Origin of the sequence: Microbacterium sp. MYb45, from assembly GCF_002979655.1 — a bacterium.
Lineage (GTDB): Bacteria > Actinomycetota > Actinomycetes > Actinomycetales > Microbacteriaceae > Microbacterium.
In genome coordinates this window covers 123,749-149,065 of sequence record NZ_PCPG01000002.1, presented here as the reverse complement: position 1 = coordinate 149,065, position 25,317 = coordinate 123,749, and the positions used below count along the sequence as shown (strand labels likewise).

The following is a 25,317-nucleotide window of genomic DNA, read 5'->3' as shown; positions in this document are numbered from 1 at the left end:
AGGATGACGATGACGACGAGGATGAACGACATGGACGAGCAGCGGCCCCTCACGGTGGCGATCATCCCCGCGCGCGGCGGGTCGAAGCAGGTGCCGCGCAAGAACCTCCAGCGAGTGGGCGGAGTCCCGCTGGTCGAGCGTGCTGTTCGGGCGGCGACCGCGGCATCCGGCATCGACCTGGTCGTGGTGTCCACCGACGATGACGAGATCGCCGCGGTCGCGAACACCGCGGGAGCCCGTGTCATCCGCCGCCCCGCCGAGCTCGCCGAAGACACTGCGACCTCGGAGAGCGCGATCCTGCATGCCCTCGACGAGCTCGAAGCAGCCGGAGAGAGGGTCGAGATCGTGGCGTTCCTGCAGGCGACGTCGCCGTTCATCCCGAGTGACGCGCTCGCCGCGGCCGTGGAGGAGATTCGTGCAGACCGCGCCGACAGCGTGTTCGCGGCCCATGAGACCTACGGATTCCTGTGGCGGGAAGACGACCGCGGTGAGGCGGTCGCGATCAACCACGAAGCCGCGCACCGCCCGCGGCGCCAGGACCGGGAGCCGCACCACCTCGAGACCGGCGCCTTCTATGTGTTCCGGGCCGCGGGGTTCCGTGAGAGCCGGCATCGGTTCTTCGGCAGGATCCGCATCGCTGCGGTGCCGGAGTGGACGGCGATCGAGATCGACGATGCGGATCAGCTCCGGGTCGCCCGTGCTCTCGCGACCCTGCACGAGGTTCCAGGGCGCATCCCGGTGCGGGCGGTCGTGACCGACTTCGACGGCGTGCACACCGACGACACCGCGATCATCGATGCAGACGGCGGGGAACGGGTGCGGGTCAGCCGCGAGGACGGGATGGGGGTTGCCCTGCTGCGCCGCGCCGGTGTGCCGCTGCTCATCCTGTCGACCGAGGCCAATCCCGTGGTCCGCGCCCGGGCGACGAAGCTCCGCGTTCCGGTGCTCCATGGCCTCGACGACAAGGAGACGGCACTGCGCGACTGGGCGCAGGAGAACGACGTGCCGCTCGCCGACATCGCCTACCTCGGGAACGACGTCAACGACCTTCCGGCGATGCGGATCGTGGGCTGGCCGGTCGCGGTCGCCAACGCACATCCGCTCGTCATCGAAGAGGCCAGGGTCGTGCTGAGCCGCCGCGGTGGCGAGGGTGCTGTTCGCGAACTGATCGAACGGGTGTTGTCGAGCTGACCGATGCCGGTAACCCGGTCGTCGCCCGGTGTTCATCCTCGGCCCGTAGTCAGGAGGGAGGGGGTGCACCAGCGCTCGACGACCGGAGGAATCATGACTGTCAGCATCGGCTCACGAGTGATCGGCGGCGGTCGTCCCGCCTATGTCATCGCCGAGATCGGACTCAATCACAACGGCGATGTCGACATCGCGAAGAAGCTCATCGACGTCGCAGCCCGCGCCGGCGCCGATGCGGTGAAGTTCCAGAAGCGCACGCCCGAGATCTCCACTCCCGAGCACATGCGCGACGTTCCGCGTGAGACGCCGTGGGGCGTCATGAGCTACCTCGACTACCGCCGTCGCGTCGAGTTCGGCCGCGACGAGTACGTCGAGATCGGCGATCACGCCACCATGCTCGGCCTGGACTGGTTCGCGTCGCCGTGGGACGTGCCGAGCGTCGACTTCCTCGAAGACCTCAACGTGGTGGCGCACAAGGTCGCCTCGGCCAGCCTCACCGACACCGAGCTGCTGGTCGCCCTGCGCGAGACGGGCAAGCCCGTGATCCTCTCGACCGGCATGTCGACCATCGAGCAGATCGACCGGGCTCTCGACACGCTCGGCACCGACCGGGTGGTCCTCATGCACGCGACCTCGACCTACCCGCTCGAGCCCGAAGAGGCGAACCTGCGCGTGATCGCCACCCTGCGCGACCGCTACCCCGGTGTGCCCGTCGGCTACTCGGGGCACGAGCGCGGCCTGCAGATCTCCCTCGCCGCGGTGGCCATCGGCGCAGTCGCGGTCGAGCGCCACATCACGCTCGACCGTACGATGTGGGGCTCCGACCACGCGGCCTCCCTCGAGCCGACCGGTCTCGAGCACCTGGTGCGCGACATCCGCGTGATCGAGCGCGCGACCGGCGACGGCGTCAAGCGCGTGTTCGACAGCGAGCGCGCGCCGATGGCGAAGCTGCGCCGCATCTCGGCATGACCGAGGCCACCGGCATCCGCGTCGTCGCCATCGCGGACGCCGACTCCTTCGTGAAGTGGGGGGCCTCGCTGCTCGGCTCGGTACCGGGCCTGCGTCCGCACCTGCTGCTCGTGCGCACCCCGCTCACGGCCAGTGTCGAGCAGCAGCGCACCGCGCTGGCGGGCACGGCGCTCGGCCCCGACGACATCACCCGGATCGGGTTCGCGGAGACGGCGGCCTGGCTGGCCGGGCAGCGCCCCGACGTGGTGCTGCTCGCCGGGCGCGGACCGTTCGTGCGGCTGATGGGGCGCGTCATCGACGCGCTGGAGCATCGACCGGTCACGGTCTCGGGGCTGCCGGGTATGGCGATCCCCGCCCAGCGCGGGGCGCTCGACTATCGACGCCACACCGACCTGTTGGTCGTGCATTCCCATCGAGAGGTGCGGGCGTTCGAAGAGCTCGGGCGACGCATCGGCGTGCAGACGCCCGTGGCGCTCGCGACCCTGCCGTTCGCCCGGCGCCGGCAGCGGATGCTGCGCCCGGAGCGGATACGGGTCGACGCCGCGGCCGGCGGTCGCGGTGGCATCGCGGTCGCCGAGCGCCCGGCACCGGCTGCTCCGGCGCGACCGCCTGCGACGGACATCGTGTTCGCCGCGCAGGCGCTCGTGCCCGTCGGGAAGGACGAGCGGGCCGAGATCGCGGCCATGCTGGTCCGGGCGGCGGAGGCGGAGCCCGCGCGACGCGTGGTGGTGAAGCTGCGGTCGCGGCCGGGGGAGTCGGAGACGCACCTCGAACGCGAGCCCTACGCGGGGTTGCTGCCGTCGCGCCTTCCGCAGAACCTGGTCTTCTCGTACGACTCGATGTCCGCCGCCCTGCAGACGGCCGCCGGTCTCGTCACGGTGAGCTCGACCGCCGCGATCGAGGCCACCGCGCTCGGCGTGCCCGTGATCGCGCTCGACTCCTTCGGGGTGAGCAAGAGCCTGCTGAACACGGTGTTCGTGGGAAGTGGGCTGCTCGGCGGTCGGAGCGAGGTCGTCGCCGGGCGGTTCCGGCATCCGCATCCGGACTGGCTCCGCGACAACTACTTCCATCCCGAAGTCGAGTCGACGTGGTGGGAGCGGGTGGAGCAGCTCGTGGCGCTGCGGCGCTCGGGCGCGCTGCCGGCACGCCGCGTCCCGGCCGCTCGCGGGGGAGCCCTGCACGAGGCGTGGCATCGGGCGAGCGTGCTCGGCGCCGAGGATCGCACGGTGCAGGGCGCGGTCGCGCTTGCGGTGGGTTCTCCTGCGACTCGCGCGATGGCCGCGGTCCGCGCGCGCCGGGCGCCGTCCGGCGGAGGCACCTGGTCCGATGCGTCGACGGACTACACGCTCGAGCCGAACCCGTTCGACGACTCCCTCCGGCGCTGAATCGGCCGTCTCAGCGCCCGAGGAGAGCCACGATCTGACGGTCGATGTCGTCGACGAGCTCGTCGACGGTCAGATCGACGTTCGTGCTCGCCGTCAGGGTGAGGAACATGATGGCGGACACGATACGGGCGAGGGCGGCGGCACGTTCCTCGCTCGTCTTCGGGTCGCGGCGGAGGACCGACGCCACGGCGTCCTCGGTCTCGCCCACGATGCGGAGCGCTTCGGCATGGTGCCCGTCAGAGGGTTCGGCGAACACCATCTCGCGCAGGTAGGTGCGTCCGTTCTCGACCTGAACGCGGTTGCACTCGACGATCGGTCGCAGCAGTGCGACGATCGCCGCGCGCGCATCGGGAGTCGCTTCGGCCGCCGCGATGCCCTTCTCGAGGGCGACGGCGTAGTGCGCGTTCTGCACGAGCAGCAGCAGCTCGCCCTTGGTCTTCGCGTAGAGGAACAGGGTGCCGGTGCCGACATCGGCTCGCTCGGCGATCTGCTGGGTCGTGACATCGTCGATGCCGTGCTCGGCGAAGAGCTCCGACGCCGCGGCCGTGATCCGTTCGAGTTTCTGCTGCTTGTTGCGCTCGCGACGACCGAGGGCGTTCGAAGCGGACGTCGACATACTCTTCCTCCGGGAATAGAAACTGATTACGCTCAGTTATGACGAGAGTCGCTTATGCGCACGCTCAACTATCACTCATCATCGCAAAGAAGAGAGCAGTCCATGCCTTCACTCCACGGAGCCGTCGTCCTCGTCACCGGAGCGAACGGAGGCATCGGCACGCAGTTCGTCCACCAGGCGCTCGCGCGCGGAGCCGCCAAGGTCTACGCCAGCGCCCGCACGCCGCGCACCTGGGACGACGAACGCGTCGTCCCTCTCGCCCTCGATGTGACGGATGCCGCGTCGATCCGCGCCGCCGTCGACGCGGCGCCCGACGTGACGGTGCTGATCAACAATGCGGGCGCCTCGGTGCCGACCGCGGGGATCCTGACACATTCCGACGAGGACATCCGCCGGAATGTGGAGACGAACTTCCTCGGACCGCTCTTCCTGACGCGGGCCTACGCACCGCTTCTCGCCGGACGCCAGGGAGCGGCGATCATCGACATCCACTCCGCCCTCGCCTGGTACGCCGTCGGCGGCATCTACAGCGCGACCAAGGCGGCGCTGTGGTCGGCGACGAACTCGCTCCGCCTCGAGCTCGCCCCGGCGGGAGTGCACGTCGTGGGGGTGCACGTCGGGTACGTCGACACCGCCATGGCCGAGCACGTCACCGACCCCAAGACCGATCCGGCGGACCTCGTCAGGGCCGTGCTGGACGCGACCGAGCGCGACGAGTACGAGGTGCTCGCGGATGAGATCTCGGTGCAGGTCAAGGCGGGGCTGAGCGCTCCGCTGGAAGCGGTCTATCCGCAGCTGCGGGCGAACGCCTGAGGAGACGTCATGCGTGCATTCGTCGTCGACAAGTACAAGCAGCCGCTCGTGGAGCGGGAGGTCGCCGAACCCGAGGTGGGGGACCGAGACGTCCTCGTGCGGGTGGAGGCCGCGAGCCTCAACCAGCTGGACGAGAAGATCCGGTTGGGGGAGTTCGCGCAGATCCTGCCCTACGAGCTGCCCCTGGTCCTCGGCAACGATGTGGCGGGGACGGTGATCCGTGTCGGTCGGCTCGTCGACGGATTCCGGCCCGGCGACCGCGTATACGCCCGTCCCGACGCCGCCCGCATCGGGACGTTCGCCGAGCGGATCGCCGTCGCCGAGAAGGATCTCGCCCCCGTGCCCGCCGGTCTCTCGATGGCCGAGGCGGGGTCGCTCCCGCTGGTCGCCCTCACGGCCTGGCAGGCGCTGGTCGAGCGCGGTGGGGTCACGGCGGGCCAGAAGGTGCTCATCCACGCCGGCGCCGGTGGGGTCGGATCCATCGCCATCCAGCTCGCGGCGCACCTCGGGGCCACGGTCGCCACGACGGCCAGTGCCGCGAACGCCGAGTTCGTCCGCGAGCTCGGCGCGGACATCGTGATCGACTATCGTCGGCAGGACTTCGCAGAGGAGCTGTCGGGCTACGACTTCGTGTTGGACAGCCTCGGCGGCGAGAACCTCGAGAAGTCGCTGCGGTGCTGAAGCCGGGTGGGTTGGTCGTCGGGATATCGGGACCGCCCGACCCCGCCTTCGCCCGCGCCCAGGGGCTGAACGCGCTCGTGCGGCTCGCGATCGCAGGGCTCAGCCGCAAGATCAGGCGGCAGGCGAAGAAGCTCGGCGTGCGGTACGAGTTCCTCTTCATGCGTGCGGATGGCGACCAGCTGCGCGAGATCACGGCGCTCGTCGACAGCGGCGCGATCCGCCCCGTCGTCGCGAAGGCGTACCCGTTCGACCGTCTGCCGCAGGCCCTCGCCGACCTCGCCGCCGGGGTGAGCCGGGGCAAGCTCGTGGTCACGAACGACTGAACCCTCGGCGTCGGCAGCCGAAACCCGGACGCATCGTGCTGGCGCCGGCGCGTCGCGGGTGGACACGCCGACGGTGCGCCGCTGCGGCTGGGTTTTCGCATCCAGGCGGCGGCGCACCGTCGGGCCGGGTCAGTTGCTGCGGCGGATGGCGCGCACCCCGACGATCAGTCCGACCACCGCAACCGCGAGAGCCGAGACCCACCCCCACAGGACAGTCACGTCGCCGAGGTCTCCGGCGAACAGCGCCCGCTCGGCCTGCACGACCCAGTTCACCGGGTTGACCGACGCCACGGCGCGCATCCACTCCGGAGCATCGTCGAGCGGCAACAGCATCCCGGACAGGATCAGCAGCGGGAAGATCAGCGACTGCTGCACTCCCCAGAACAGCCACTCCCGGTCCTTCGTCGCCAGCGCCAGCGAATACGACAGCGAGCCGAGGCCCACCCCGAACACGGCCAGCAGCGCCAGCCCGATGAGCAGCCCGGGGATGTCGGCGGCGAAGCCGAACGGCCAGGCGATCAGCACAATCACGAGCGCCTGCACCACGATCGGCGCGATCTCCTTGAGCGCACGCCCGACCAGCAGCGAGGAGCGGGCGAGCGGGGCGACCAGGGTGCGCTCGTGCGAGCCGGTCATCATCTCGTACTGCAGGTTCGAACCGGTGGCACCGGTGCCGAACAGCACGATCATCACGAGCACGCCGGGCACGAACCAGGCCAGGGTCTCGCCGGCCGGCTGCCCCGAGTCGCCGATCAGCAGCGGAGCGAACAGCCCGAGGAAGACGAGCGGCTGCAGCAGACTGAAGATCAGGGTGAACGGATCGCGGACCACGGGCTTGAGCTCGCGCGTCAGCACGTTGCGGGTGTCGCGCGCGAGGTTCGGGCGCACGAGCGTGTCGGTGGCGGTCATGAGAGGACTCCTGTCGTGCTGTTCGCAGCGGTCGTGCTGTTCGCGGAGGTCGTGCTGGTGTCGGCGGAATCGGATGCTTCGCCGGCGGCATCCGCTCCTTCGCCGGCGTCGCGCAGGGTGCGGCCGGTGAGCGCGAGGAACACGTCGTCCAGCGTGGGCGGGACGCCGGTCGCCCGGCGGACGAGGATGCCGGCGGCGTCGAGCTCGCGCACGATCACCGGCAGCAGCCGGTCGCCGTCCTGCACCGCGAGCGAGATGGACTCGCCCTCGACCGTGACCTCGGCGTTGCTGAGGCGGGCGACCACGGCGCGGGCGCTCGCCGCCTCGGCAGCATCCGCGAACCCGAAGGTGAGCACGTCGCCGGCCAGCGTCGCCTTGAGGGAGGCGGCGTCGTCGTCGGCGATGATGCGCCCCTTGTCCATGACCATCACGCGCTCGGCGTAGCGGTCGGCCTCTTCCAGGTAGTGCGTGGTGAGGAAGACCGTGGTGCCGTGCTGCGTGCGCAGGTCGAGGATGTGCTCCCACAGGTTCGCCCTGCTCTGCGGGTCGAGTCCGGTGGAAGGCTCGTCGAGGAAGATCAGCGGCGGTGCGTGCATGAGCCCGAGCGCGATGTCGAGCCGGCGCTTCTGCCCGCCGCTGAGCTGCTGCACGGTCCGCGTCGCGAAGGAGGTGAGGTCGAGCGACTCGATCAGCTCGTCGGCCCGCCGAGCACTGTCGCGCCGTGACATCCCGTAGAAGGCACCCTGGCTCAGCAGTTCGTCGCGCACCCGCTGCGAGAAGCTGCCGCTGGTGAGCTGGCCGACGTAGCCGATGCGGGCGCGCACCCCGGCGGCATCCGTGCGGATGTCGTGGCCGACGACGCGTGCGCTCCCCGAGGTGGGCGGGATGAGGGTGGTCAGCATCCGCAGGGTGGTCGACTTGCCGGCGCCGTTCGGGCCGAGGAAGGCGACGAGCTCGCCGCGCACGGCGGTGAAGGAGACGTCGGTCACGGCATGCACCGGCGTCTTCTTGACGGTGAAGACCTTGGTCAGGCTTTCGGTCTCGATGAGGGATTCGTTCATGGGGAGAGCGTAGAAACCCATGCGGACAGATCCTGTCCGCATCATCTGGCAATCTGAGACGCATGACCGACACCACCTCGCGTGCATTGGCTCTGCTCAACCTGCTGCAGACGCACCGGCACTGGCCGGGGACCGAGCTCGCCACCCGGCTGGGCGTGACCGAGCGCACCGTGCGCCGCGATGTCGACCGGCTGCGCGAGCTCGGGTACCGCGTGGAGTCCACCCCGGGCATCGCCGGCGGCTACCGGCTCGAGGCCGGGAGTGCGGTGCCTCCGCTGCTGCTCAACGACGACGAAGCCGTCACGATGGCCATCGGGCTGCGGGTCGCCGCCACGCAGCAGCTCGTCGGCGGTCCCGAGGTGACGCTCACCGCCCTGGCCAAGCTCGAGCAGGTGTTGCCGTCGGCGCTGCGCCAGCGGGTCAACGCGCTCGCCGCATCGGTGCAGGCACCGAGCATCGGAGACGGTCCGGTCGTCTCGCCCGAGGTGCTGGGGGAGATCGCGCTCGCCACGCGCGACACCGAGCGGCTGCGGCTGCGGTACGTGGATGGCGAAGGGCGCGAGAGCGTGCGCCGGGTCGAGCCGCACGCCCTGGCGCCGGCCGGTCGCAAGTGGTTCCTGCTCTGCTGGGACGTCGACCGCGAGGACTGGCGCACGTTCCGCGTCGACCGCATCGCTGCCGTCGAGCACACGCGCATACTGTTCGCCCGCCGCGACATCACCGAGGAGGAGATCGAGGAACGCGTGCTGATCGCCTCGTCGTGGTCGCCGCAGAAGGTCGAGGCAGCCGCGGTGATGGAGCTGCCGCTCGCCGAGATGCAGGAGCGCTTCGGCCCGTGGTCGCAGGGAGCGACGGCGGTGGGCGACGACCGCACGCGGTGGCCGTTCGGAGGCTCGGACTGGCGCGAGGCCATGTATGCACTGCTCTGGATCCCCGAGGGTGTCGAGTACGCGGTGGCGCTCGCCGAACCGCACCGGAGCGAGCTGCGCGAGGCCGTCGCCCGGCTGCTGCGCGCCCTCGACGCCCCGGAGCCCGATGACGCCGCGTGACCGGCATCCGTCATCCTCGGACTCATAGGGTTATCCCAGGCAACGGTCCTGGCGGGTCAGATCACGGCCGGGTAACGTCATTCCCATCGCGGCGATCCGGGCGGTCCCGGGCCTCAGCTCATACCTGATGGCGTTGCGGGTTCGACTCCCGCCGTCGCGTCCACTTCAGGTCAGCCGTCGGGCGGCAGTCGGAATCGTCAGCGGTTCCGTCGCTTCGAACGGATCGTGAGCGCCTGAGACAGCACCACGCAGGCCATTGCGACGACGGTGAACCACAGGGTCGGGCTCAGCACCTCGGTGAGGATCAGCACCGCGCAGGTCAGCCCGAAGAGGGCGCCGAAGGCGAGCAGCCCCCAGTGGATGCCGGTGCTGGTTCCGTTGCCTCGCATCACTTCACCCTGCCAGTCGGGCGCGTCGGTGTCGACCGGGGAGGCTCTTAGGGGGCGTCGACCTCGGCCCCTCACAACCCCAACTGATCCAGCCGCTCCTCGAAGCGCACCTGCACATCCTCCGGTTCGTCGCCCTCGGCCTCGGCCCAGATCGCATCCAACTCCTTCTGCACGGAGTCGGGGAGGGCGGCGAACTTCTCGTCCCAGGCGGCGACGGGAGTCCAGTAGCCGACGACCTTGAAGCGGGTCGCGGGCAGGCCGAGTTCCTTGCGCAGGTACTTCCGCACATCGCGCAGCGCCACGGTCTCGCCGGCCACCCACACGTACCCCTCATCGAGGGGGAGCCGGTCGTCGACGATGCCGCGCACGAGCGGGCCGAGCGCGCTGGGGCCGTGGCCGTTGCCGCCGACCACCCAGGTGACCTCGACGTCGGGGCCGACCTCGAGCGGCACGCGGTCCGCCTCGCTCGGTACCTCGAGCACGACCCGGGTACGCACGCCCGACGGCACCTCGGCGATGATGCGTGCCACGGCGGGAAGCCCGGTGAGGTCGGCCACGAGCACCTGCCACGTGATGTCTTCCGGCGGCGAGTAGAGACCGGTCGGGGAGTTCAGACCGAGCACGTGCCCCGGCTCCGCGCGCGCCGCCCACGGCCCCGCGATGCCCGCCTCGTGGATCACGAAGTCGATGTCGAGCTCGCCGGCATCCGGGCGCACACCGCTGATCGTGTACGTGCGCATCGGCGCTTCGGGCGCGCCCTCCGGCGTCTCCCACCAGTCGCCCGCGGGCACGGGAAGCGAGACATCTTTCGGGTCCTCGCCGTGCGGGAAGAACACCCGCACGTACTCGTCGCCGATGCCGGTGCTGAGGAAGTCGGTGATGCCGTCACCGCCGAGTGTGACGCGGACCAGGGTCGGAGTGAGGGTGGTGGTGCTGCTGACGATGCCGCGGTGGATGCTCACGGAGTCTCCGTCTCTGTGGTGGGGGTCTGGGGGTGGGGAGTGCTGCGGGTCTGGGCGAGCCAGGAGTCGCGGTAGAGACCCGCCGTGGCGATGAGCTCGTCGTGCGTGCCGCGCTGCGTCGGCCTGCCGTCGGCGAACACGACGATCTGCTCGGCGGTGACGGCCTGCTGCAGACGGTGCGCGATGAGCACGGCGGTACGTCCCTTGCGCAGCGCCGCGATCGCGTGTTCCACGGCTTCGCGGTGATGGAGACCGACGTCGGCGGTGGCCTCGTCGAGGATCACGACGTCGGGGTCGGCGAGGAACGCCCGCGCGACCGCGAGCTGTTGGATGCGTCCCTCGTCGAGCGGCACGGCCGACTCGGATGCGGCACCGCCGTCCCGCTCGAGGACCATCGCCTCGACCGCCCACTCCGCTCCGACCGCCCGCAATGCGGCGACGATCTCGTCGTCGCTCGCCTCGGGGGCGACCAGCCGCAGGTTGTCGGCGATCGTGCCCCGGAAGTGGTGCAGCTCCTGCGACAGGTAGTACGGGGTCTCCGCGCTCGACGCGAGGTGCACGCTGCCCGAGGTGGGCGGATGATGCCCGGCGATCACGCGCGCGAGCGTGCTCTTGCCCGACCCCGAGGTGCCGACCAGTGCCGCCGTGGTGCCCTGGTCGACCCGCAGGTTCACGTCGCTGATGCCGCGACCGGTGGTCGGATAGTGGAAGGTCAGGTCCCGCACCTCGATGCCCACGGATGCCCGTGGTGCCGCATCCGTCTCCTCGTCTCGTGGGGCCGACGCGGGCGCGAGGTCGATGACCCCGACGAGTCGCGCGAGCCCGATCGCCGCGCGCTGGATGTCGTCGAGCCCGAAGATCAGCTGCCCGACCGGCCCGAACAGTCGATGGAACAGCAGCGCGGCCGTCGTGACCGCGCCCACCGTGATCGCGCCGGCGGACTGCAGCAGGAACCCGGTGCCGAGGATCGCAGCCAGCCCGACGAGCTCGCCGCCGTTGATCCACCGGAACAGCCGGTTCGTCACCCGCACGCCCTCGATCTGCATGTGGATCGACGCTTCGGCGCGCTCACGGACCCGCTCGAGCGCGTGGTCCTGCTCGTTGAACGCGGTGAGGGTCTCGATACCCTCGACCGCGTCGAGCACGGCCTGACTGCGCGCGGCCTCGCGCACCCGTACTTCGCGGAACACCACGCGTGACCGCCGCAGGAACGCCCGGGTGCCGAGCACATAGAAGGGTGCCGAGGCGATTCCGGCGAGGGCGAGCCACGGGTCGAGGGCGGTCAGCGCGACCACCGAGACCCCGATCGCGAAGCTCGCCGACAGGAGCGTCGGGGCGACGTTGCCGCCGGCCTCGGCCACGGCATCCACGTCTCCGGTGACGCGGGAGAGCAGGTCGGCGCTCTCGCCGTCGTCGACCTCGCCGACCGGCAACCGCATCGCCGAGGCGAACACGTCCTCGCGCAGGGTGGCCAGCATGTCCTGCACCAGACCGGTGAGCACGCGCACGGCCCACAGCATCATCACGGTCGCGCCGATCGCGCCGAGGCCCGCTCCGGCGACCCACCCGGAGATGATCACGAAGCCGGCGTCCGACGCGACCGCATCCACGATCCGGCCGAGGCATGCGGGCATCACGATCCCGAGCGCGGATGCCGCGAGGAAGAGCGCGGCGACGGCGGCGGCCCGGCCCGGATGCTGCCGCAGCAGCCCGCCGACGACGGCCCGTACGCGGGCGCTGGACGCGATCGGCAGCAGAGCGGTGGTCGGGGTCGTGTCACTCATGGGGAGCATCCGATCCGGGAGAGGGGAGGTCGATGACCCGGTCGCAGGCGCCCAGCAGCACCGGGGAGGTGGTGATCACGATCACGGTCTCGTTGTGCTCCGCGAGGGCGCGGGCGATGCGCGCCTCGGTGAGGGCATCGACGGCCGAGGTCGGCTCGTCGAGCACCAGCACGTCGGCCTCCGCGTGCAGGGCGCGGGCGATCCCGATGCGCTGGCGCTGCCCGCCCGAGAGCCGTCGACCGGCCTCGCCGACCTGCGATTCCCAGCCGCCCACCTGCGCCACGGTGTCGTGCAGTGCTGCCATCTCGATGAACGGCGGATGCGCGGGTCCGTCCGCCCCGTGGCCGCGCACGGCCTCGCGCAGAGACCCGCTCACGATCGTCTGCTCGTGTGGCGGGGCGACGACCCGACGGCGGTACTCGACGGGGTCGAGGGTGGTCAGATCACGGAGTCCGCCGTCGACGGCGACCGACACCAGCCCGGGCTCGGCGCGCGAGCGCAGCCCGAGCAGGCGGGAGAGCGCGCGGGCCGCGTCGCTGTCGGCGGGACGGATGCCGAGCACCTCACGCTCGCGCACCTCCACGAGCGGGGATCCCGAGCCGGCGCGGAAAGCCAGCACGACATCGCCGGCCGGCTCTGTCGGGGAAGACGCGGCGGGCGGGTCGAGCAGATCCTCGGCGTCGATCACCTCGGCGAGGCGCTTGGCCGAGGCGAGCTTGTGGATCCAGTTGCTCGGGAACGAGCCCGCGTACGCGAGATACCCGCTGATGAACTGGGCGAGTCCGAGCACGGTCACCAGTTCGCCGATGCTGATGCGGCCCTCCGCCGCGAACCACGCAGACATGCCCGCGAGGGCGGTCGTCGCGACCGCGGCCAGGGTGCCGCTCACCGCTTCGTACGAGGCGAGCGATCTTCCGGCGGCTGTCGCGGCACGTCGAGAGGTGTCGCTCGCCGCGATGTACCGCCGCACGGCCTCTTCTCGCGCACCGATTCCCACGAGCACCCGGAAGCCGCTCATGAAGTCGGCTGCGACCGCCCCGGCCTCGGTCGCGGCGTGCTGCTCGGCGAAGCCGCGACGCTCCAGCGGGCGCGAGACCACCTGCATCACGAACATCATCGCGATGGTCGAGCCGAACACCACGAGCGTCGCGACGGGCGAGATCACGAGCATCGCGAGACCTGCCCCGATGATCGCGGCGATCGTCGAGCACTGCTGCGCGACCGACCAGGCGACTCCGGCCACGCGGTAGGTGTCGGAAGTGACGAACGTGAGTGCTTCGCCCGGAGTGACCGCGCGACGGGAGAGCCGGGGGCGCAGCATCCGCGACAGGGCGAGGTGGCGCAGCGCCTGCTCGCCGTACCCGTAGATCGAGACCATGAGCCGCGAGGCCGCCTGGTAGCTCGCGGTCAACACGAGGAACGTGCCGACCAGCACGCCGAGCCAGAGCGCGAGGGCTGCGGGGTCGGCGGGCAGCACGGCGCGGTCGATCGTCGCCCCGATGAGGACCGGGATGGTCGCCTCGGCGAGGGAGTGCACGATGAGCAGCGCGGTGGCCCCGGCGAGGGCGATGCCGCGCCCATCGGACTTCAGCGCGATCCCGAACAGCCTTCGCGGAGTGGACGTCACGGCGTCCGCCGTCCGAGCGGCAGCACCAGCGGGGTGCCCGACACCGGGTCCGTGATGACCTTGCAGGGCAGGTCGTACACGGCCTGGACGAGCTCGGCGGTGATGATCTCGCGCGGGTCGCCCTGCGCCACGATGGCGCCGTCACGCATCGCCACGAGGTGCGTCGCGTAGCGGGCGGCATGGTTGAGGTCGTGCAGCACGGCGACGAGCGTGGTGCCGTCGCGGTGCAGGTCGGCGAACAGCTCCATCAGGTCGATCTGGTGCGCGATGTCGAGGAACGTCGTCGGCTCGTCGAGCAGCAGGTGCTTCGTCTGCTGGGCGAGGGCCATCGCCACCCAGACCCGCTGCCGCTGCCCGCCCGAGAGCTCGTCGACCAGGCGCCGCGACAGGTCGGTGACCCCGGTCGCCGCCATGGCCTCGGACACCGCGCGCTCGTCGGCGCTGCTCCACGTGCGCATGGCGCTCTGGTGGGGGAACCGACCGCGGCCCACGAGGTCGGCGACGGTGATGCCGTCGGGGGCGATGGACGACTGCGGCAGCAGGCCGAGCTTGCGGGCGGCCTCCTTCGGCTTGAGCGAGCGCAGCTCGTCACCGTCGAGGAGCACCGCGCCGGTCGTCGGGCGCAGCAGGCGGGCGAACCCGCGCAGCAGGGTCGACTTTCCGCACGCGTTCGGTCCGATGATGATCGTGAAAGAGCCGTCGGGGACCTCAAGCGACAGGTCGGAGATGATGGGGGTCTCTCCGTAGCCCAGCGTGATGTCGCGGGCCAGCAGCGAAGCGGTCATGGGTGTTCCTTTCAGGTGCGGCGCGCGTACTGGGCGGCCAGCAGCCAGGCGAGGTAGATGCCACCGACCGACACCGTCACGACGCCGACCGGCACGGCGACGAGCTGGGCGACGGCATCCGACACCACGACGAGCGCGGAGCCGGTCAGCATCACGGGCACCGTGCCCATCGGGGTGTTCGAGCGGGTGAGCCGCTGCGAGATCTGCGGGGCCGCGAGGGCGATGAACGAGATGGGGCCGGCGGCGGCGGTGACGAGAGCGACCAGGGCCACGCCGAAGATCATGGCCGCGAGGCGGGTGCGCCCCGGGCTGATGCCGAGCGCGGTGGCCGCGTCGTCGCCCATCTCCAGCACCGGCAGCGTGCGGGCGAGGGGGAGGGAGAGCACGGTCACGATCGCGAACACGATCGCCGCCGGGATCAGCTGGTCGAAGCCGAGTGAGGCGAGCGAGCCTGCGCCCCAGGTCGCCGCCATCATCGCCTTCTCGACGCTGACCGAGATGAGGATCCACGAGGTGAGCGACCCGAGGCCGGCCGAGACGCCGATGCCGACGATGATCAGGCGGAACGACGACATCGTGTTCTTGTTGGCCAACACGTAGACGAGCAGCGCGGTGAGCAATCCGCCGACGAGGGCTCCGGCCGCCTTGAACATGTAGGTGTTCAGCTCGAGCACGATCATCACGAGCGTGACGCCGAACTGGGCCCCGATGCCGAACCCGATGATGTCGGGGGAGCCGAGCGGGTTGCGGGTGAGGGACTGGAAGATCCCGCCGGCGAGGGCCAGCGCTGCTCCGCACAGCACCGCGAAGAGCACGCGCGGCAGACGCCACTCGAAGACCACCTGGCGGATGTCGGGGTCGGATGCCGGATCGACGATGGCGCGCAGGACCGCGGGGAAGTCGATCTCGTAGGCGCCGATGGTCATCGAGGCCAGGCCGGTTCCGACGATGACGATGATGAGCACGACGCTGACGATGACGGAGCGCACCGGGATGAGGGCGGCGATGCGCCGGGTCTCGATCCGGATCAGGCGGCGGCCGTGATCGACCGGGGCGAACTCGGTGTGCGAAGAGTTGATGGCGGGCAGGGTGACGGACTTCTGGTCGATGCTCACAGTCCGCTCACCCGCTTCCGGCGCACGAGGATGATCAGGATCGGGGCGCCGAGCAGAGCGGTCACGATCCCGACGCGCATCTCCCCGTTCGGGAGCACGATGCGGCCGAGGATGTCGGCGAACAGCAGGAACGCCGGGCCGATGACCATCGAGTAGGTCAGCACCCAGCGCTGATCGGGTCCGGTGAACCAGCGGACGATGTGCGGGATCATGAGCCCGACGAAGGCGATGGGGCCGGCAGCGGCGACGCTGGTTCCTGCCAGCAGGGTGACGGCGATGATGACGAGGATCCGCGTCACGCGCACGCGTGCGCCGAGCGCCTGCGCGAGGTCATCGCCCAGGGCGAGGGCGTTCAGCGAGCGCGCGCACAGCAGTCCGATCAGCAGACCGATCGCGATCAGTGGCGCCGCCCACGCGAGCTGGTCGAGGGTGCGTCCGCCGATCGAGCCGACACCCCAGAACCGCATGACCTGGAGGGTGCCGAGGTCGCGCAGCACGATCGCGGTGGTGAATCCGGTGAAGGCCGCGCCCAGGGCGACCCCGGCGAGGGTGAGCTTCATGGGGGTCGCGCCCGATGCCCCGAACGAGCCGAGCACGTAGACGAGCACGGTCAGGACGAAGGCGCCGGCGAGGGCGAACGGCACGTAGGCGCCGGGTGCCGTCAGGCCGAGCACGCCGACCGCGAAGGTGACGGCGAAGGAGGCACCGGCGTTGACTCCGAGGATGCCGGGGTCGGCCAGCGGGTTGCGGGTGAAGGCCCGGATGAGTCCGCCGCACACGGCGAGGGCGGCACCGACGACGATGCCGAGCAGCGTGCGCGGCACCCGCAGTTCCATCACCATCAGGTGCAGCGGGTTCTCGTCGTCGTAGGAGAAGAGGGACTGCAGCACGGTGAGGGGATCGATCGCGCGGCTGCCGATCGCGAGCGAGGCGACGACGGCGACCACCAGCACCACGGTGGAGACGATGAGTCCCAGCACCAGCGTCCCGTTGCGGTGCGGGGAGTCGTCGCTGCGACTCCCCGCACCTGTGTTCGAGACGTCCGTGTCGTCTTGCGTCGCCAGGGACATCTCGCGGGTCACTTCCCGTCGATGGTCGGCTCGCCCTGCAGTGCGGCTGCGAGGTCGTCGACGTACTTCGGGAGGATGTACTTCAGCGACAGCACGGTCGGTGCGCTGATCGCGGAGGCCTCGGCGTCGTTCGCGTAGATCACGTACGACCCGTCGGCGATCGGCTCCCAACGGGAGACGACCTTGTTCTCGACCGTGTACTTCCCCTCATCCGCGCTGCCGCCCCAGGCTGCGAACAGGTCGGCCTGCACGTCGTAGAGGTTCTCGAGGCTGACGCCGGTGTACCAGTTGTCGCCCTCGGCGCTCGCGAGGAAGCTGTCCATCGCCGAGGTGGAGGTGAAGCCCAGCGCCTCGGTGATGCGCACGCGCGGGTCGTACTCGAGGTAGACGCCGAGGTCGGTGCCGCCCTCGTTCAGGGTCAGGCCCCAGACGAAGGTCTTGTCCTGGAACTCGGGGTGCTCTCCGGAGAGGGTGGTGATCTGCTCCTCGGTCTCGGCGATCAGCTCCTCGGCCTTCGTCTCCTCCGACAGGGCCTTGCCGACCGTGCGGGTCATGCCCTCCCAGGTGCCCGGGTTCCACGGACCCTCGATGTACGGCACCGTCGGAGCGATCTCGCTCAGGCGCTCGTACTCGATGTCGGTGACGCCCGAGTAGAGGCTCAGGATCAGGTCGGGCTTGAGTTCCTTGATGGCCTCGTAGTTCGGGCCGTCCTCGACGAAGGGGATGATCTCGGGGGTCTCGCCGTATTCCTCGGTGACGTAGTCCTCGAACCAGGGCTGGTAGCCGCTCTCGTCGGCGCCCCAGACCTCTTCGATGCCGACCGGGTTGGTCCCGAGGGCCGCGACGATGTCGGGCGTCATCCAGCCGAGGGCGACCACGCGCTGGGGCTTCTCGGGGATCACGGTCTTCCCGTGGCCGTGCTCGATGACCACCCCGTCGACGGCGGCCGACGTGGGTGCGGATCCGGCGGCTTCACCGGATGCCGTGCACCCTGCCAGGGTGAGCGCGGCGGCGATGGCCGCGGCGACGAGGGCCGAGCCTCGGCGGATCTTCGGGCGCGCAGAAGCGTGCGACATGGTTCTCCTTCGGGAAGGGGGGAGGGGTGTGCCGCGTCGACGCGGCGAGAAGTTAGGTAAGCATGCCCTAACAGAAAGATGTTAGAACGCGGATGGCTCGCTCAGTGTCGCGGGAGCGACGACTTGTGTCGCGGAACCGACAATGGCGGTCGGAACAACCGTGGGCGGTCAGCGCCAGTACAGCTGATGGGCGGTGTCGGCCTGCACGCGCGCGACGTGCTGGCGGGGGGTGATTCCGAACCGCTCCTTGAAGGCGGCGGAGAATGCGCTCGTGGTCGCGTAGCCGCAGCGGTGCGCGGCGGCGCCGATGGGTGTGCCGTCCACGATCAGGCGCGCGCCCAGCGTCATCCGGACTCCCGTGCGCCACCGGCCGAAGCTCATGCCGACGTCGTTCTGGAAGATGCGCAGGACCGTGCGCTCGTGGAGTCCGTGCGCGAGGAACAGCTCGACGGAACCTCGCGGATCGCCGGGGTCGGCGAGTACCGCCTGCACCAGCGGGGCGACCCGTTCGTCGGTGGGCATCGGCACCTCGCCCCACTCGCTCGCGGCCTCGGGCAGCGGCTGCTGCAGCATCTCGATCAGCACCGACTGGATGCGCACGCGCAGGTCGGTGGGCATGTCGTTGATGCCGAGGTGGAGCAGCATCTCCTGCACCGCCCGCGGCACCAGAACTCGGGTGATCTGGTCGACCGGAGCGAGCAGGGCCGTATCCGGGATGTAGGTGTAGCAGCCGATCGAGTCGGGCTCGTGGTGGGCGGTGTGCGGGGTGTTCGCCGGGATCCACACGCCCTGCCCCGGGGCCAGTCGCCACCGTGCGTCGTGCAGGTGCACCCAGACCGTGCCGCGGTAGCACCAGGCGAGCATCGGATCAGCGTGGCTGTGCGGAGGGGAGAGCGGACGAGCGCCGGTGTCCTCCCCGGTGACGACGCCCGTGCCCATCAAGTACGGCTCGGCCACCGTCGACGGGAACGAGGGGCTCGCCGCCCAGTCGTCCTGCCGGAATGAGTTCATCGTGCTCCGCGTGAGGGCCGCGTGCGCTGCCGTGGAGTGGATGCTGCGCGGCTCGTCGTACCCCGCAATGCTAGCCGGACTGCAGCGGGCGGCTTCGGGAGGCCCGATGATGGAGACATGCCTTCCGCCCATCGCCCCGGTCTGCGGGTCTCGTCGGGTCTCACGATCCCCGAGGCCGAGCTGTCGTGGCGCTTCTCGCGGTCGTCGGGCCCGGGAGGGCAGGGCGTGAACACCGCCGACTCGCGTGCGGAACTCGTGTGGGACGCGGCGAACTCCGCAGCGCTCACGCCGCATCAGCGCGAGCGGCTGCTCGATCGGCTGAGCGGACGCCTGGTCGACGGGGTGCTGACGATCGCGGCCTCCGAGCATCGCGCGCAGTTGCGCAACCGCGACGCCGCGCGCGACCGGCTGGTCGCGCTGGTAGCCGAGGCGCTGCGCCCGCCGGCGCCCCCGCGTCGTGCGACCAAGCCCAGTCGCGGGTCGAAGGAGCGTCGGCTCAAGGCCAAGCAGCGACGGACGGACGTCAAGAGTCTGCGCCGCCGGCCTCGCGAGGATTGAGTCCGCGCGGCAACCAGCTCTCGATGCCGTCGAGCAGCGCGTATGTGCTGGCCGGCGAGCTCGGGCGTGCGGCCGGAGATCATGCCGCGGCCTTCGCCCGCTACGAGGAGATCATGCGCCCCTACGTCGCGACTGCCCACACGCTGGCACCCGGTGGTGTGGACGGCTTCCTTCCGCGCGGTCGATTCATGCTCCGGATGCGGGTGTTCACCGCTCGGCTCATGCACCACTGGCCGATGCGGCAGATCGTCGCGCGGATGCTCGACAAGTCCGAGGCGATCGAGCTCCCGGACTACGCCTCGACCTCGGTCACTGTCGCCTGATCGCGGTCTCGTCGCCGTCGATCGGCTCCGCGCGCAGCGGTCCGAGGCGGTCGACGTGCGGCAGGGGTGGTCCTGATCTCGGAGTCCGCGCCGCAGTATCAGCCCCGCCGACGCGGTTGCTGCGTTCGGTGAGCGCGACGAGGGCCAGGTGGCGATCGGCGGTCCAGCACACGAGCCGTCCGCGCTGGTCCTTGGTGCGGGACAGGATGTCTGCGTCGGCCAGCAGCGTGAGGGCTCGATGGGCGGCCGTGGTCGAGACGCCGTGGCGCTCGGCGACCGAATCGAGCGTCAGGACCGGCTCGGCCGCAAGGTGCTCCAGGATGCGGAGGGCCACGGAGTCGCGTCTCGGCACGGCAGGCGCGAGGCCTTGCGCGCGGCGGTAGGTGATGAAGTCGGCCTTGATCTGTGCGTCCAGCGAGGCGATGTCATCCGCGAGGCGCACCGCGTTGGTGGCGGCGATCTCAGTCGCCCTCGCGAAGCCGAGCACCCATTCGTCGAGGCGCGGAGGGTCCGCTCGGAAGGCCGAGAGGCCGGCGATGTATGAATCCGTATCGCCGGCGAAGACGGTACTGATCGGGATCAGTGCATGGCGCACGGCATCCGCACGTCGCAGTACCGTGTGGATGAGCGCCCGCCCGGTGCGCCCGTTGCCGTCGATGAAAGGGTGGATCGTCTCGAACTGGGCATGGGCGATGGCGGCACGGACCACGGCATTTCCTGAGGTCTCGGTGAGGAATCCGGCAAGGTCGGACACCAGTCGTTCCACCTCGGACTCGGGCGGGGGGATGAACTCGGCGCGCAGGGGGCTCCACCCGGCTCCCCCGACCCAGTTCTGCTCCGTCCGGAGCCCGCGCTCGAGGGAAGGCTCGATCACGTGTTGCAGATCCTCGATGTCGGAGACGCTGATGACGTGACGGTGATCTGCGAGCGTGTCGATCGCGTCTTCGGTTGCGCGGACGTTGGCGATCACGTCGAGCGCGACGCGGGGACCGTGATGGAGGAGCTCGGCCACCGCGAGGCGCTTGGGTGTGATGCGGTTGCCTTCGATCCATGATGACGAGATGCTCTCCGACCGGATGAGCAGGTGGTTCAGATAGGAGGATCGGGAGCCGATGCGCTCGTCGGCACGCGCGAGTACGGTGAGGGCGTCTTCCGCAGCGGCCTGGGCGTCGGGGCCGATCGGAGGGAGTGCAGACCCGAGTTCATCGGGGATGTAGGCGCGGTAGCGTCCGGCCGCGCGGTCGCGTCGGCTCAGCTGACCGTACCCGGTCGGGTTCCACAAGCGTTCGACGAAACGTGCCATGGTCGCCTCCTAACGTGGGCGACCGTGTCGCTTGATTAACTTTAGCGCATCTAAAGTTAATCAAGTCCGGAGTTCGGCGATCTTCGCCTCGATCGGCGCCCAGCCGCTGTCGAGCAGCCGGAATCCTGCGTCCAGGGTGCCGAGGGGGTCGTCGCTGTCGTTGACGAGCAGCTGCATCTGCAGCACGAACCGGGCGTAGACACGGATCTCGGCGATCGGGTCGGCGAGACCGAGTTCTTCGGCGATGGCGTCGGCGAGCGCGTCTTCGTGCCGGAGCCACATCTTCGCCGCGTAATCGCGCAGTGCCGGCGTCTCGTTGAGGAAGCGCAGGAACACACGGGTGACGTCGTTGCCGTGCTCGTCGACGTTCGCGCGGAGCTCGGCCGTATAGAAGTCGTGGATCGCACGGTTGATCGTGGTGCCCGTCGGCCGGTCTCGGACGGTGGAGACGAGGCGGTCGCGCTGCTCGTCGTCCTCGTCGAAGACGAGGGCTTCCTTCTGCGGGAAGTGCGCGAAGACGGTGGTGGGGGAGACGTCGGCGGCGTCGGCGACCTCGCGGATGCTCACGTTGTCGAAGCCGCGCTCGAGGAACATCATCGTCGCGACGTCGGAGATCGCCTTGCGGGTCGCGGCCTTCTTCCGTTCGCGGCGCCCGAGGGGCTCTGGGGTCGTCATGTCCTCACCTTATCGTGAACCGAGCACAAAACTGGCTTGACACCAAAACTGGTATCGCTACACTTTCGGTATGACTTCACCTAACACCCTCACGCGTCGGGAACAGAACCGCGCGTGGATCATGCTCATCGTGCTGACGATGCTGACTGTCATCGGGATGACGGTCGTCCTCCCCGTCCTGCCTTTCGTGGTGCTCCAGTACGTCTCTCACGAGAGTGACCTCGCCATCTGGGTGGGCGTGCTCGAGGCGGTCAACGGGCTCTGCGCCTTCCTGGCCGCACCGTTCCTCGGCCGCCTCTCCGACCGGTTCGGCCGTCGACCCGTCATCATCGTCGCCGCCTTCGGGGCCGCGTTCTCGATGGCGCTGTTCGGCATCGGCGGCGCGATCTGGGTCCTCGTCCTCGCCCGCGTCATCCAGGGATTGACGGCCGGCGACCTGCCGGCCCTCTTCGCCTACCTCGCCGACATCACCCCGCCCGAGCAGCGTGCCAAGCGCTTCGGCCTGCTCGGTGCGCTGTCCGGCATCGGGACCATGATCGGCCCGGGGATCGGCGGTCTGCTCGCCGCCGTGAGCCTCCAACTCCCGGTCTTCCTCACTGCCGCGGTCGCCCTCACGATCGCGATCCTCAGTATCTTCCTGCTCCCCGAGAGCCTGAAGCCCGGCAACCGCATCGCCACGATCAAGCTCCGTGACGTGCAGCCCTTCGCGGTGTTCAAGGAGGCGTTCGGACGCAAGGAGCTGCGCGGGCTCATGATCGGCTTCGGCCTGCTCGCCCTGCCGTTCGGCTTCTTCGTGAACAACTTCAGCGTGCTGGCGCTCGACTCGATCCAGTGGGGGCCGACGCAGATCGGACTCCTGACCGCGGCGGTCGGCATCATCGACATCCTCATCCAGGGCGTGCTGCTCGGCATCCTGCTCCCGCGCATCGGGGAGCGCGGTGTGATCGTGAGCGGCATCGTCGCGCAGGTGATCGGCCTCGCAGCCCTCGCCATCGTGGCGTCGATCTTCGCCCAGCCGTGGGTGTTCATCGTCGGCGCCCTCATGCTCGCCGCCGGCCAGGGTGCTTCGCAGGCCGCGATGGACGGCGCCATGTCGAACGCCGTCGGCGACGATGAACAGGGCTGGCTCGGCGGGGCGACGCAGTCGCTGAACGCGGCGATGGGCACGGCGGCCCCGCTCGTCGCGGGCGCGCTCTACGCACTGGTCAGCCCCGCCGCCCCGTACTGGCTGGGCGTCGCGATCATGATCGTCGCCGTGGTCGTGGTCAGCCGCGCTCACGTCGCGAACACCGCCAAGCGCCCGGTCGGCGCGGATGCGGATGCGGATGCCCCGAGGGAGTCCGTCGGGCAGCGTGATCCGTCGGCTGGTGTGTTGACAGATTGATACACCACGGGCAGACTCTGTATCACCTGAGTGATACACGGAGGCAGAACCATGGCGGGGATCGCGCTTGTCGGATACATCGTTTGCGTCGCGGCGGTGGTCGCCGTCGTGTGGTTGGTCGTCCGTGGCCGTCCACGGCGAACCGAGCCGCTGGCGGCATCCGTCCAGTCGCTTCTCGACGCGGCCAGGCGGCGGGCGGTGATCGCCGTCGTCTTCTCCGGCGTCGTGATCGTCGCCCTCTTCCTGGCCGGGTCCTTCCTGCAGTCTTTGGCGGGCCTTCCGATCGCTCTCGCCCCTGCCCTGGGCGGCTCTGCGGGCTTGCTTCTCTACTCCGCCACCCCGCCTCGTGCGGTCGTGGTCGCCTCCGGCGCCGCACGCGAAGCATCCCTGACGCCCCGGACACCCCTGTCGTTCGTGCCCCCGGTGGGGACGGGCCTGCTCGCGGCGGCCGTGATCCTCCAGGTCGCGTTCCTCATCTTCACGGGGGTGACGTCGAGTCCGGACGGATCGGGCCGCTACCGGACCATCGCCTTCCAGACCGCGGACTCCGCCAGCGCCAGCAGCCCCTACCCCGGTTGGTTCTATGGTGTTCCTCTTCTCGTGGCGACGGTGGTCCTCGTGGCAGCCACGTTCCTCGCGCTCTGGCGCGTCAGCTCCACGCCCGCACTGCCCCAGCGTGAGCGCGCCGACGTGGATGCCGGCTGGCGGCGGGCGACCAATCGGATCATCCTCGCCGTCGGCGGCGCGATGCTCCTGCTCCAGTTCGGCGGTACCGCCCTCCAATCGGGGTCGGCGATGCACAACACCTATTTCGAAGGCGTCCCCGCGATCTGGGACGTGCTCGGTCAGACGCTTGCGGGAGCGGGACTCGTCCTGATGATCGGCAGCATCGTCGTCCTCACGCTCGCCACGCTCTGGGCCTTCACGCTCCCGGACGCGGCGCTCGCCGCCGGAGCACCGGCCGGTCCGCGGAACGCCGAGACCGCGCCTGCGGGACTGCCTCGATGATCACCTTCGATCCACAGAGCAGCGTCGTCCCCTTCGAGCAGATCCGCGGGCAGATCACCGACCTGATCCGCTCCGGGGACCTCGCCGACGGCCAGAGACTGCCCTCCATACGCCAACTCGCCGCCGATCTGCGCGTCGCGGCCGGGACGGTGGCGAAGGCCTACGCGACCCTCGAATCCGAAGGTCTCATCGAAACCAGCAGAACTCGAGGAACCCGAGTCGCGCCGGGGAAAGCACATCCTCCAGAGGTTCAGCGTGCGGCGAAGCGCTACGTGAGCACCATCGGCGATCTCGACCTCGACCAGGCCCTCAGCGCCGTCCGGACCGCCTGGCTCGCACTGCACCCCCAGACGCCCGCGGCGCACTGAGCCGATCCGGGGCCTGCGGGCGTCGCGTGGTTTCGTCAGCGGACATCCGCCGGGTGCGCGACCGGGCGCGGGAGTTCCCGCAGCCGCACTATCGATGCGAGCAGCTCTTCGGGGGAGGTGCCGAGACTCCCGAGCGCCTCGGCGGCCGCCGCACTGAACCCGCGGGTGTCGATCGGCAGGCGAGCGACGTTCGTGACGAGCCCCTTCTCGTTCGTGACCCAGTTGCCGGCCGAGGCGTGCCAGGCGTGCGCGGTGAGCATGGTCGTCGTGGTCCCGCACAGCGACACGTAGGCGACGTCACCGGACTTCGCACCCTTCAGGGCGGCGTTCAGCAGGAAGTCGACCTGCCAGAGGTTCGTGAGGAACGCATCCCGCAGTGCCTCCGGGTAGGGGGTCACGCTGCGGGCGAGGCCGATCAGGATCCCCTCCGGGTCGCGCAGCGGCACACTCGTCGCGACCTCGCCGGCGTAGGCGACGTCGAGGAAGCCGAGCGGATGCCCCGGCTGGGGGTGGAAGGCGAACTCGCCCCTCGCGGCGCGAGCGCACTGCTCCGCTACCCGGTCCACGTCGCGGAGGATGAGATCGACCGGCACGCCGTCGACGATCAGCCAGGCGCCGCCGTCGACCCATGGACCCCAGCCGCCCCGTTCGGCGATCTCGACGGGCGCACCCGTCCAGCTGCTCGCCACACGCCCCAGGCCCGCGCGGTCGACGTCCGCGTCGACATAGAGACCCAGGTCGATGTCGGAGTCCGGGCGATGCGTGCCCCGGGCTCGGCTGCCTCCGAGTGTGACGGCGCGCACACCGGGCACGCCGGTGAGTTCGTCGGCCATGGAGCGGAGGCGGTCTTCATCGAGCACGACACCGATCGTACTCACGTCGGGC

25 protein-coding genes, 1 tRNA gene and 1 pseudogene are annotated in these 25,317 nt (G+C 70.1%); 12 read left to right on the top strand and 15 right to left on the bottom strand.

Features of this window, described 5'->3' with window-relative positions; all coding sequences use genetic code 11:
* The first annotated feature begins 9 nt into the window (after positions 1–9).
* The 3 genes from CQ034_RS19670 (at position 10) to CQ034_RS07095 (ending at position 3,542) form a co-directional block, all read left to right on the top strand.
* Positions 10–1,191 carry an acylneuraminate cytidylyltransferase gene (locus tag CQ034_RS19670; protein ID WP_258134118.1) on the top strand — a complete coding sequence of 394 codons (1,182 nt, stop codon included), beginning with the start codon at positions 10–12 and terminating at the stop codon, positions 1,189–1,191.
* Positions 1,192–1,284: 93 nt separating this feature from the next.
* A complete protein-coding gene (locus tag CQ034_RS19665; RefSeq protein ID WP_029260868.1) occupies positions 1,285–2,157 on the top strand; it encodes an N-acetylneuraminate synthase family protein in 873 nt (290 codons plus the stop codon).
* A complete protein-coding gene (locus tag CQ034_RS07095) occupies positions 2,154–3,542 on the top strand; it encodes a DUF6716 putative glycosyltransferase (protein ID WP_105710479.1) in 1,389 nt (462 codons plus the stop codon). Before CQ034_RS19665 ends, CQ034_RS07095 begins: the two co-directional genes overlap by 4 nt.
* 10 nt (positions 3,543–3,552) lie before the next feature.
* Here CQ034_RS07095 and CQ034_RS07090 read toward each other — a convergent pair whose 3' ends face one another.
* Positions 3,553–4,158 carry a TetR/AcrR family transcriptional regulator gene (locus CQ034_RS07090; protein ID WP_105710478.1) on the bottom strand — a complete coding sequence of 202 codons (606 nt, stop codon included), beginning with the start codon at positions 4,156–4,158 and terminating at the stop codon, positions 3,553–3,555.
* A 102-nt stretch (positions 4,159–4,260) separates the two neighbouring features.
* On the opposite strand from CQ034_RS07090, the gene CQ034_RS07085 reads away from it, so the two are divergent.
* Positions 4,261–4,971 carry an SDR family oxidoreductase gene (locus tag CQ034_RS07085; protein WP_105710477.1) on the top strand — a complete coding sequence of 237 codons (711 nt, stop codon included), beginning with the start codon at positions 4,261–4,263 and terminating at the stop codon, positions 4,969–4,971.
* Positions 4,972–4,980: 9 nt separating this feature from the next.
* A pseudogene (locus tag CQ034_RS07080) lies at positions 4,981–5,975 on the top strand (NADP-dependent oxidoreductase).
* A 129-nt stretch (positions 5,976–6,104) separates the two neighbouring features.
* Here the strand turns inward: CQ034_RS07080 and CQ034_RS07075 are convergent.
* Together CQ034_RS07075 and CQ034_RS07070 are read right to left on the bottom strand one after the other, a co-directional pair.
* Positions 6,105–6,884: an ABC transporter permease gene (locus CQ034_RS07075; protein WP_105710476.1), complete on the bottom strand. Its 780-nt coding sequence runs from the start codon at positions 6,882–6,884 to the stop codon at positions 6,105–6,107.
* A complete protein-coding gene (locus CQ034_RS07070; RefSeq protein WP_105710596.1) occupies positions 6,881–7,945 on the bottom strand; it encodes an ABC transporter ATP-binding protein in 1,065 nt (354 codons plus the stop codon). Before CQ034_RS07070 ends, CQ034_RS07075 begins: the two co-directional genes overlap by 4 nt.
* 62 nt (positions 7,946–8,007) lie before the next feature.
* Here CQ034_RS07070 and CQ034_RS07065 point away from each other — a divergent pair, with 62 nt between their 5' ends.
* Positions 8,008–8,994 (top strand): YafY family protein, encoded by a 987-nt coding sequence (locus CQ034_RS07065; RefSeq protein ID WP_105710475.1) that lies wholly within the window; start codon positions 8,008–8,010, stop codon positions 8,992–8,994.
* A gap of 87 nt (positions 8,995–9,081) precedes the next feature.
* A tRNA-Met gene (locus CQ034_RS19545) sits at positions 9,082–9,157 on the top strand.
* Between the two features lie 34 nt (positions 9,158–9,191).
* Here the strand turns inward: CQ034_RS19545 and CQ034_RS07060 are convergent.
* From CQ034_RS07060 to CQ034_RS07020, 9 genes are all read right to left on the bottom strand, one after another.
* The gene (locus CQ034_RS07060) at positions 9,192–9,383 is read right to left on the bottom strand and encodes a hypothetical protein (protein ID WP_029260876.1); all 192 of its coding nucleotides are present in this window, start codon (positions 9,381–9,383) and stop codon (positions 9,192–9,194) included.
* 71 nt (positions 9,384–9,454) lie between these two features.
* On the bottom strand, positions 9,455–10,345 hold the full coding sequence (locus CQ034_RS07055) for a siderophore-interacting protein (RefSeq protein WP_105710474.1): 891 nt from the start codon (positions 10,343–10,345) through the stop codon (positions 9,455–9,457).
* Positions 10,342–12,129 carry an ABC transporter ATP-binding protein gene (locus CQ034_RS07050; protein ID WP_181156242.1) on the bottom strand — a complete coding sequence of 596 codons (1,788 nt, stop codon included), beginning with the start codon at positions 12,127–12,129 and terminating at the stop codon, positions 10,342–10,344. Before CQ034_RS07050 ends, CQ034_RS07055 begins: the two co-directional genes overlap by 4 nt.
* On the bottom strand, positions 12,122–13,756 hold the full coding sequence (locus CQ034_RS07045; protein WP_105710472.1) for an ABC transporter ATP-binding protein: 1,635 nt from the start codon (positions 13,754–13,756) through the stop codon (positions 12,122–12,124). The genes CQ034_RS07050 and CQ034_RS07045 overlap by 8 nt, the downstream gene beginning before the upstream one ends.
* Complete coding sequence (locus CQ034_RS07040; RefSeq protein ID WP_105710471.1) at positions 13,753–14,541, bottom strand: ABC transporter ATP-binding protein; 789 nt, start codon at positions 14,539–14,541, stop codon at positions 13,753–13,755. The genes CQ034_RS07045 and CQ034_RS07040 overlap by 4 nt, the downstream gene beginning before the upstream one ends.
* Positions 14,542–14,552: 11 nt before the next feature.
* Positions 14,553–15,656 carry an iron chelate uptake ABC transporter family permease subunit gene (locus CQ034_RS07035; protein ID WP_105710470.1) on the bottom strand — a complete coding sequence of 368 codons (1,104 nt, stop codon included), beginning with the start codon at positions 15,654–15,656 and terminating at the stop codon, positions 14,553–14,555.
* Positions 15,653–16,738, bottom strand: a complete 1,086-nt coding sequence (locus CQ034_RS07030) for an iron ABC transporter permease (RefSeq protein ID WP_105710469.1) — start codon at positions 16,736–16,738, stop codon at positions 15,653–15,655. Before CQ034_RS07030 ends, CQ034_RS07035 begins: the two co-directional genes overlap by 4 nt.
* A complete protein-coding gene (locus CQ034_RS07025; RefSeq protein WP_105710468.1) occupies positions 16,735–17,802 on the bottom strand; it encodes an ABC transporter substrate-binding protein in 1,068 nt (355 codons plus the stop codon). Before CQ034_RS07025 ends, CQ034_RS07030 begins: the two co-directional genes overlap by 4 nt.
* Before the next feature lie 168 nt (positions 17,803–17,970).
* Positions 17,971–18,813 (bottom strand): AraC family transcriptional regulator, encoded by an 843-nt coding sequence (locus CQ034_RS07020; RefSeq protein WP_105710467.1) that lies wholly within the window; start codon positions 18,811–18,813, stop codon positions 17,971–17,973.
* A 117-nt stretch (positions 18,814–18,930) separates the two neighbouring features.
* Here CQ034_RS07020 and arfB point away from each other — a divergent pair, with 117 nt between their 5' ends.
* Positions 18,931–19,371, top strand: a complete 441-nt coding sequence (gene arfB, locus CQ034_RS07015; RefSeq protein ID WP_105710466.1) for an alternative ribosome rescue aminoacyl-tRNA hydrolase ArfB — start codon at positions 18,931–18,933, stop codon at positions 19,369–19,371.
* 23 nt (positions 19,372–19,394) lie between these two features.
* Entirely contained in the window at positions 19,395–19,694 is a 300-nt protein-coding gene (locus CQ034_RS07010) for a hypothetical protein (RefSeq protein WP_105710465.1), read from the top strand.
* Here the strand turns inward: CQ034_RS07010 and CQ034_RS07005 are convergent.
* Together CQ034_RS07005 and CQ034_RS07000 are read right to left on the bottom strand one after the other, a co-directional pair.
* Positions 19,681–20,997, bottom strand: coding sequence for a Fic family protein (locus CQ034_RS07005; RefSeq protein ID WP_105710464.1), 1,317 nt, complete (start codon positions 20,995–20,997; stop codon positions 19,681–19,683). The genes CQ034_RS07010 and CQ034_RS07005 overlap by 14 nt on opposite strands.
* Positions 20,998–21,057: 60 nt before the next feature.
* Positions 21,058–21,672, bottom strand: a complete 615-nt coding sequence (locus tag CQ034_RS07000; protein ID WP_105710463.1) for a TetR/AcrR family transcriptional regulator — start codon at positions 21,670–21,672, stop codon at positions 21,058–21,060.
* Between the two features lie 70 nt (positions 21,673–21,742).
* Here CQ034_RS07000 and tet(42) point away from each other — a divergent pair, with 70 nt between their 5' ends.
* The 3 genes from tet(42) to CQ034_RS06985 are packed head-to-tail and all read left to right on the top strand — an operon-like array spanning position 21,743 to position 24,432.
* Complete coding sequence (gene tet(42) / locus CQ034_RS06995; protein WP_258134117.1) at positions 21,743–23,056, top strand: tetracycline efflux MFS transporter Tet(42); 1,314 nt, start codon at positions 21,743–21,745, stop codon at positions 23,054–23,056.
* A gap of 51 nt (positions 23,057–23,107) precedes the next feature.
* The gene (locus tag CQ034_RS06990) at positions 23,108–24,064 is read left to right on the top strand and encodes a hypothetical protein (RefSeq protein ID WP_105710462.1); all 957 of its coding nucleotides are present in this window, start codon (positions 23,108–23,110) and stop codon (positions 24,062–24,064) included.
* Positions 24,061–24,432, top strand: a complete 372-nt coding sequence (locus CQ034_RS06985; RefSeq protein WP_105710461.1) for a GntR family transcriptional regulator — start codon at positions 24,061–24,063, stop codon at positions 24,430–24,432. Before CQ034_RS06990 ends, CQ034_RS06985 begins: the two co-directional genes overlap by 4 nt.
* A 35-nt stretch (positions 24,433–24,467) precedes the next feature.
* Here CQ034_RS06985 and CQ034_RS06980 read toward each other — a convergent pair whose 3' ends face one another.
* On the bottom strand, positions 24,468–25,292 hold the full coding sequence (locus tag CQ034_RS06980) for a nucleotidyltransferase domain-containing protein (RefSeq protein WP_258134116.1): 825 nt from the start codon (positions 25,290–25,292) through the stop codon (positions 24,468–24,470).
* Between the last annotated feature and the right edge of the window lie 25 nt (positions 25,293–25,317).

What these genes read in the sequence shown, in the direction of transcription:
- CQ034_RS19670 (WP_258134118.1), top strand. Translation starts at nt 10, where the DNA reads ATGACGACGAGGATGAACGACATGGACGAGCAGCGGCCCCTCACGGTG.
- CQ034_RS19665 (WP_029260868.1), top strand. Translation starts at nt 1,285, where the DNA reads ATGACTGTCAGCATCGGCTCACGAGTGATCGGCGGCGGTCGTCCCGCC.
- CQ034_RS07095 (WP_105710479.1), top strand. Translation starts at nt 2,154, where the DNA reads ATGACCGAGGCCACCGGCATCCGCGTCGTCGCCATCGCGGACGCCGAC.
- CQ034_RS07090 (WP_105710478.1), bottom strand. Translation starts at nt 4,158, where the DNA reads ATGTCGACGTCCGCTTCGAACGCCCTCGGTCGTCGCGAGCGCAACAAG.
- CQ034_RS07085 (WP_105710477.1), top strand. Translation starts at nt 4,261, where the DNA reads ATGCCTTCACTCCACGGAGCCGTCGTCCTCGTCACCGGAGCGAACGGA.
- CQ034_RS07075 (WP_105710476.1), bottom strand. Translation starts at nt 6,884, where the DNA reads ATGACCGCCACCGACACGCTCGTGCGCCCGAACCTCGCGCGCGACACC.
- CQ034_RS07070 (WP_105710596.1), bottom strand. Translation starts at nt 7,945, where the DNA reads ATGAACGAATCCCTCATCGAGACCGAAAGCCTGACCAAGGTCTTCACC.
- CQ034_RS07065 (WP_105710475.1), top strand. Translation starts at nt 8,008, where the DNA reads ATGACCGACACCACCTCGCGTGCATTGGCTCTGCTCAACCTGCTGCAG.
- CQ034_RS07060 (WP_029260876.1), bottom strand. Translation starts at nt 9,383, where the DNA reads ATGCGAGGCAACGGAACCAGCACCGGCATCCACTGGGGGCTGCTCGCC.
- CQ034_RS07050 (WP_181156242.1), bottom strand. Translation starts at nt 12,129, where the DNA reads ATGAGTGACACGACCCCGACCACCGCTCTGCTGCCGATCGCGTCCAGC.
- CQ034_RS07040 (WP_105710471.1), bottom strand. Translation starts at nt 14,541, where the DNA reads ATGACCGCTTCGCTGCTGGCCCGCGACATCACGCTGGGCTACGGAGAG.
- CQ034_RS07025 (WP_105710468.1), bottom strand. Translation starts at nt 17,802, where the DNA reads ATGTCGCACGCTTCTGCGCGCCCGAAGATCCGCCGAGGCTCGGCCCTC.
- CQ034_RS07020 (WP_105710467.1), bottom strand. Translation starts at nt 18,813, where the DNA reads ATGAACTCATTCCGGCAGGACGACTGGGCGGCGAGCCCCTCGTTCCCG.
- arfB (WP_105710466.1), top strand. Translation starts at nt 18,931, where the DNA reads ATGCCTTCCGCCCATCGCCCCGGTCTGCGGGTCTCGTCGGGTCTCACG.
- CQ034_RS07010 (WP_105710465.1), top strand. Translation starts at nt 19,395, where the DNA reads ATGCCGTCGAGCAGCGCGTATGTGCTGGCCGGCGAGCTCGGGCGTGCG.
- CQ034_RS07005 (WP_105710464.1), bottom strand. Translation starts at nt 20,997, where the DNA reads ATGGCACGTTTCGTCGAACGCTTGTGGAACCCGACCGGGTACGGTCAG.
- CQ034_RS07000 (WP_105710463.1), bottom strand. Translation starts at nt 21,672, where the DNA reads ATGACGACCCCAGAGCCCCTCGGGCGCCGCGAACGGAAGAAGGCCGCG.
- CQ034_RS06990 (WP_105710462.1), top strand. Translation starts at nt 23,108, where the DNA reads ATGGCGGGGATCGCGCTTGTCGGATACATCGTTTGCGTCGCGGCGGTG.
- CQ034_RS06985 (WP_105710461.1), top strand. Translation starts at nt 24,061, where the DNA reads ATGATCACCTTCGATCCACAGAGCAGCGTCGTCCCCTTCGAGCAGATC.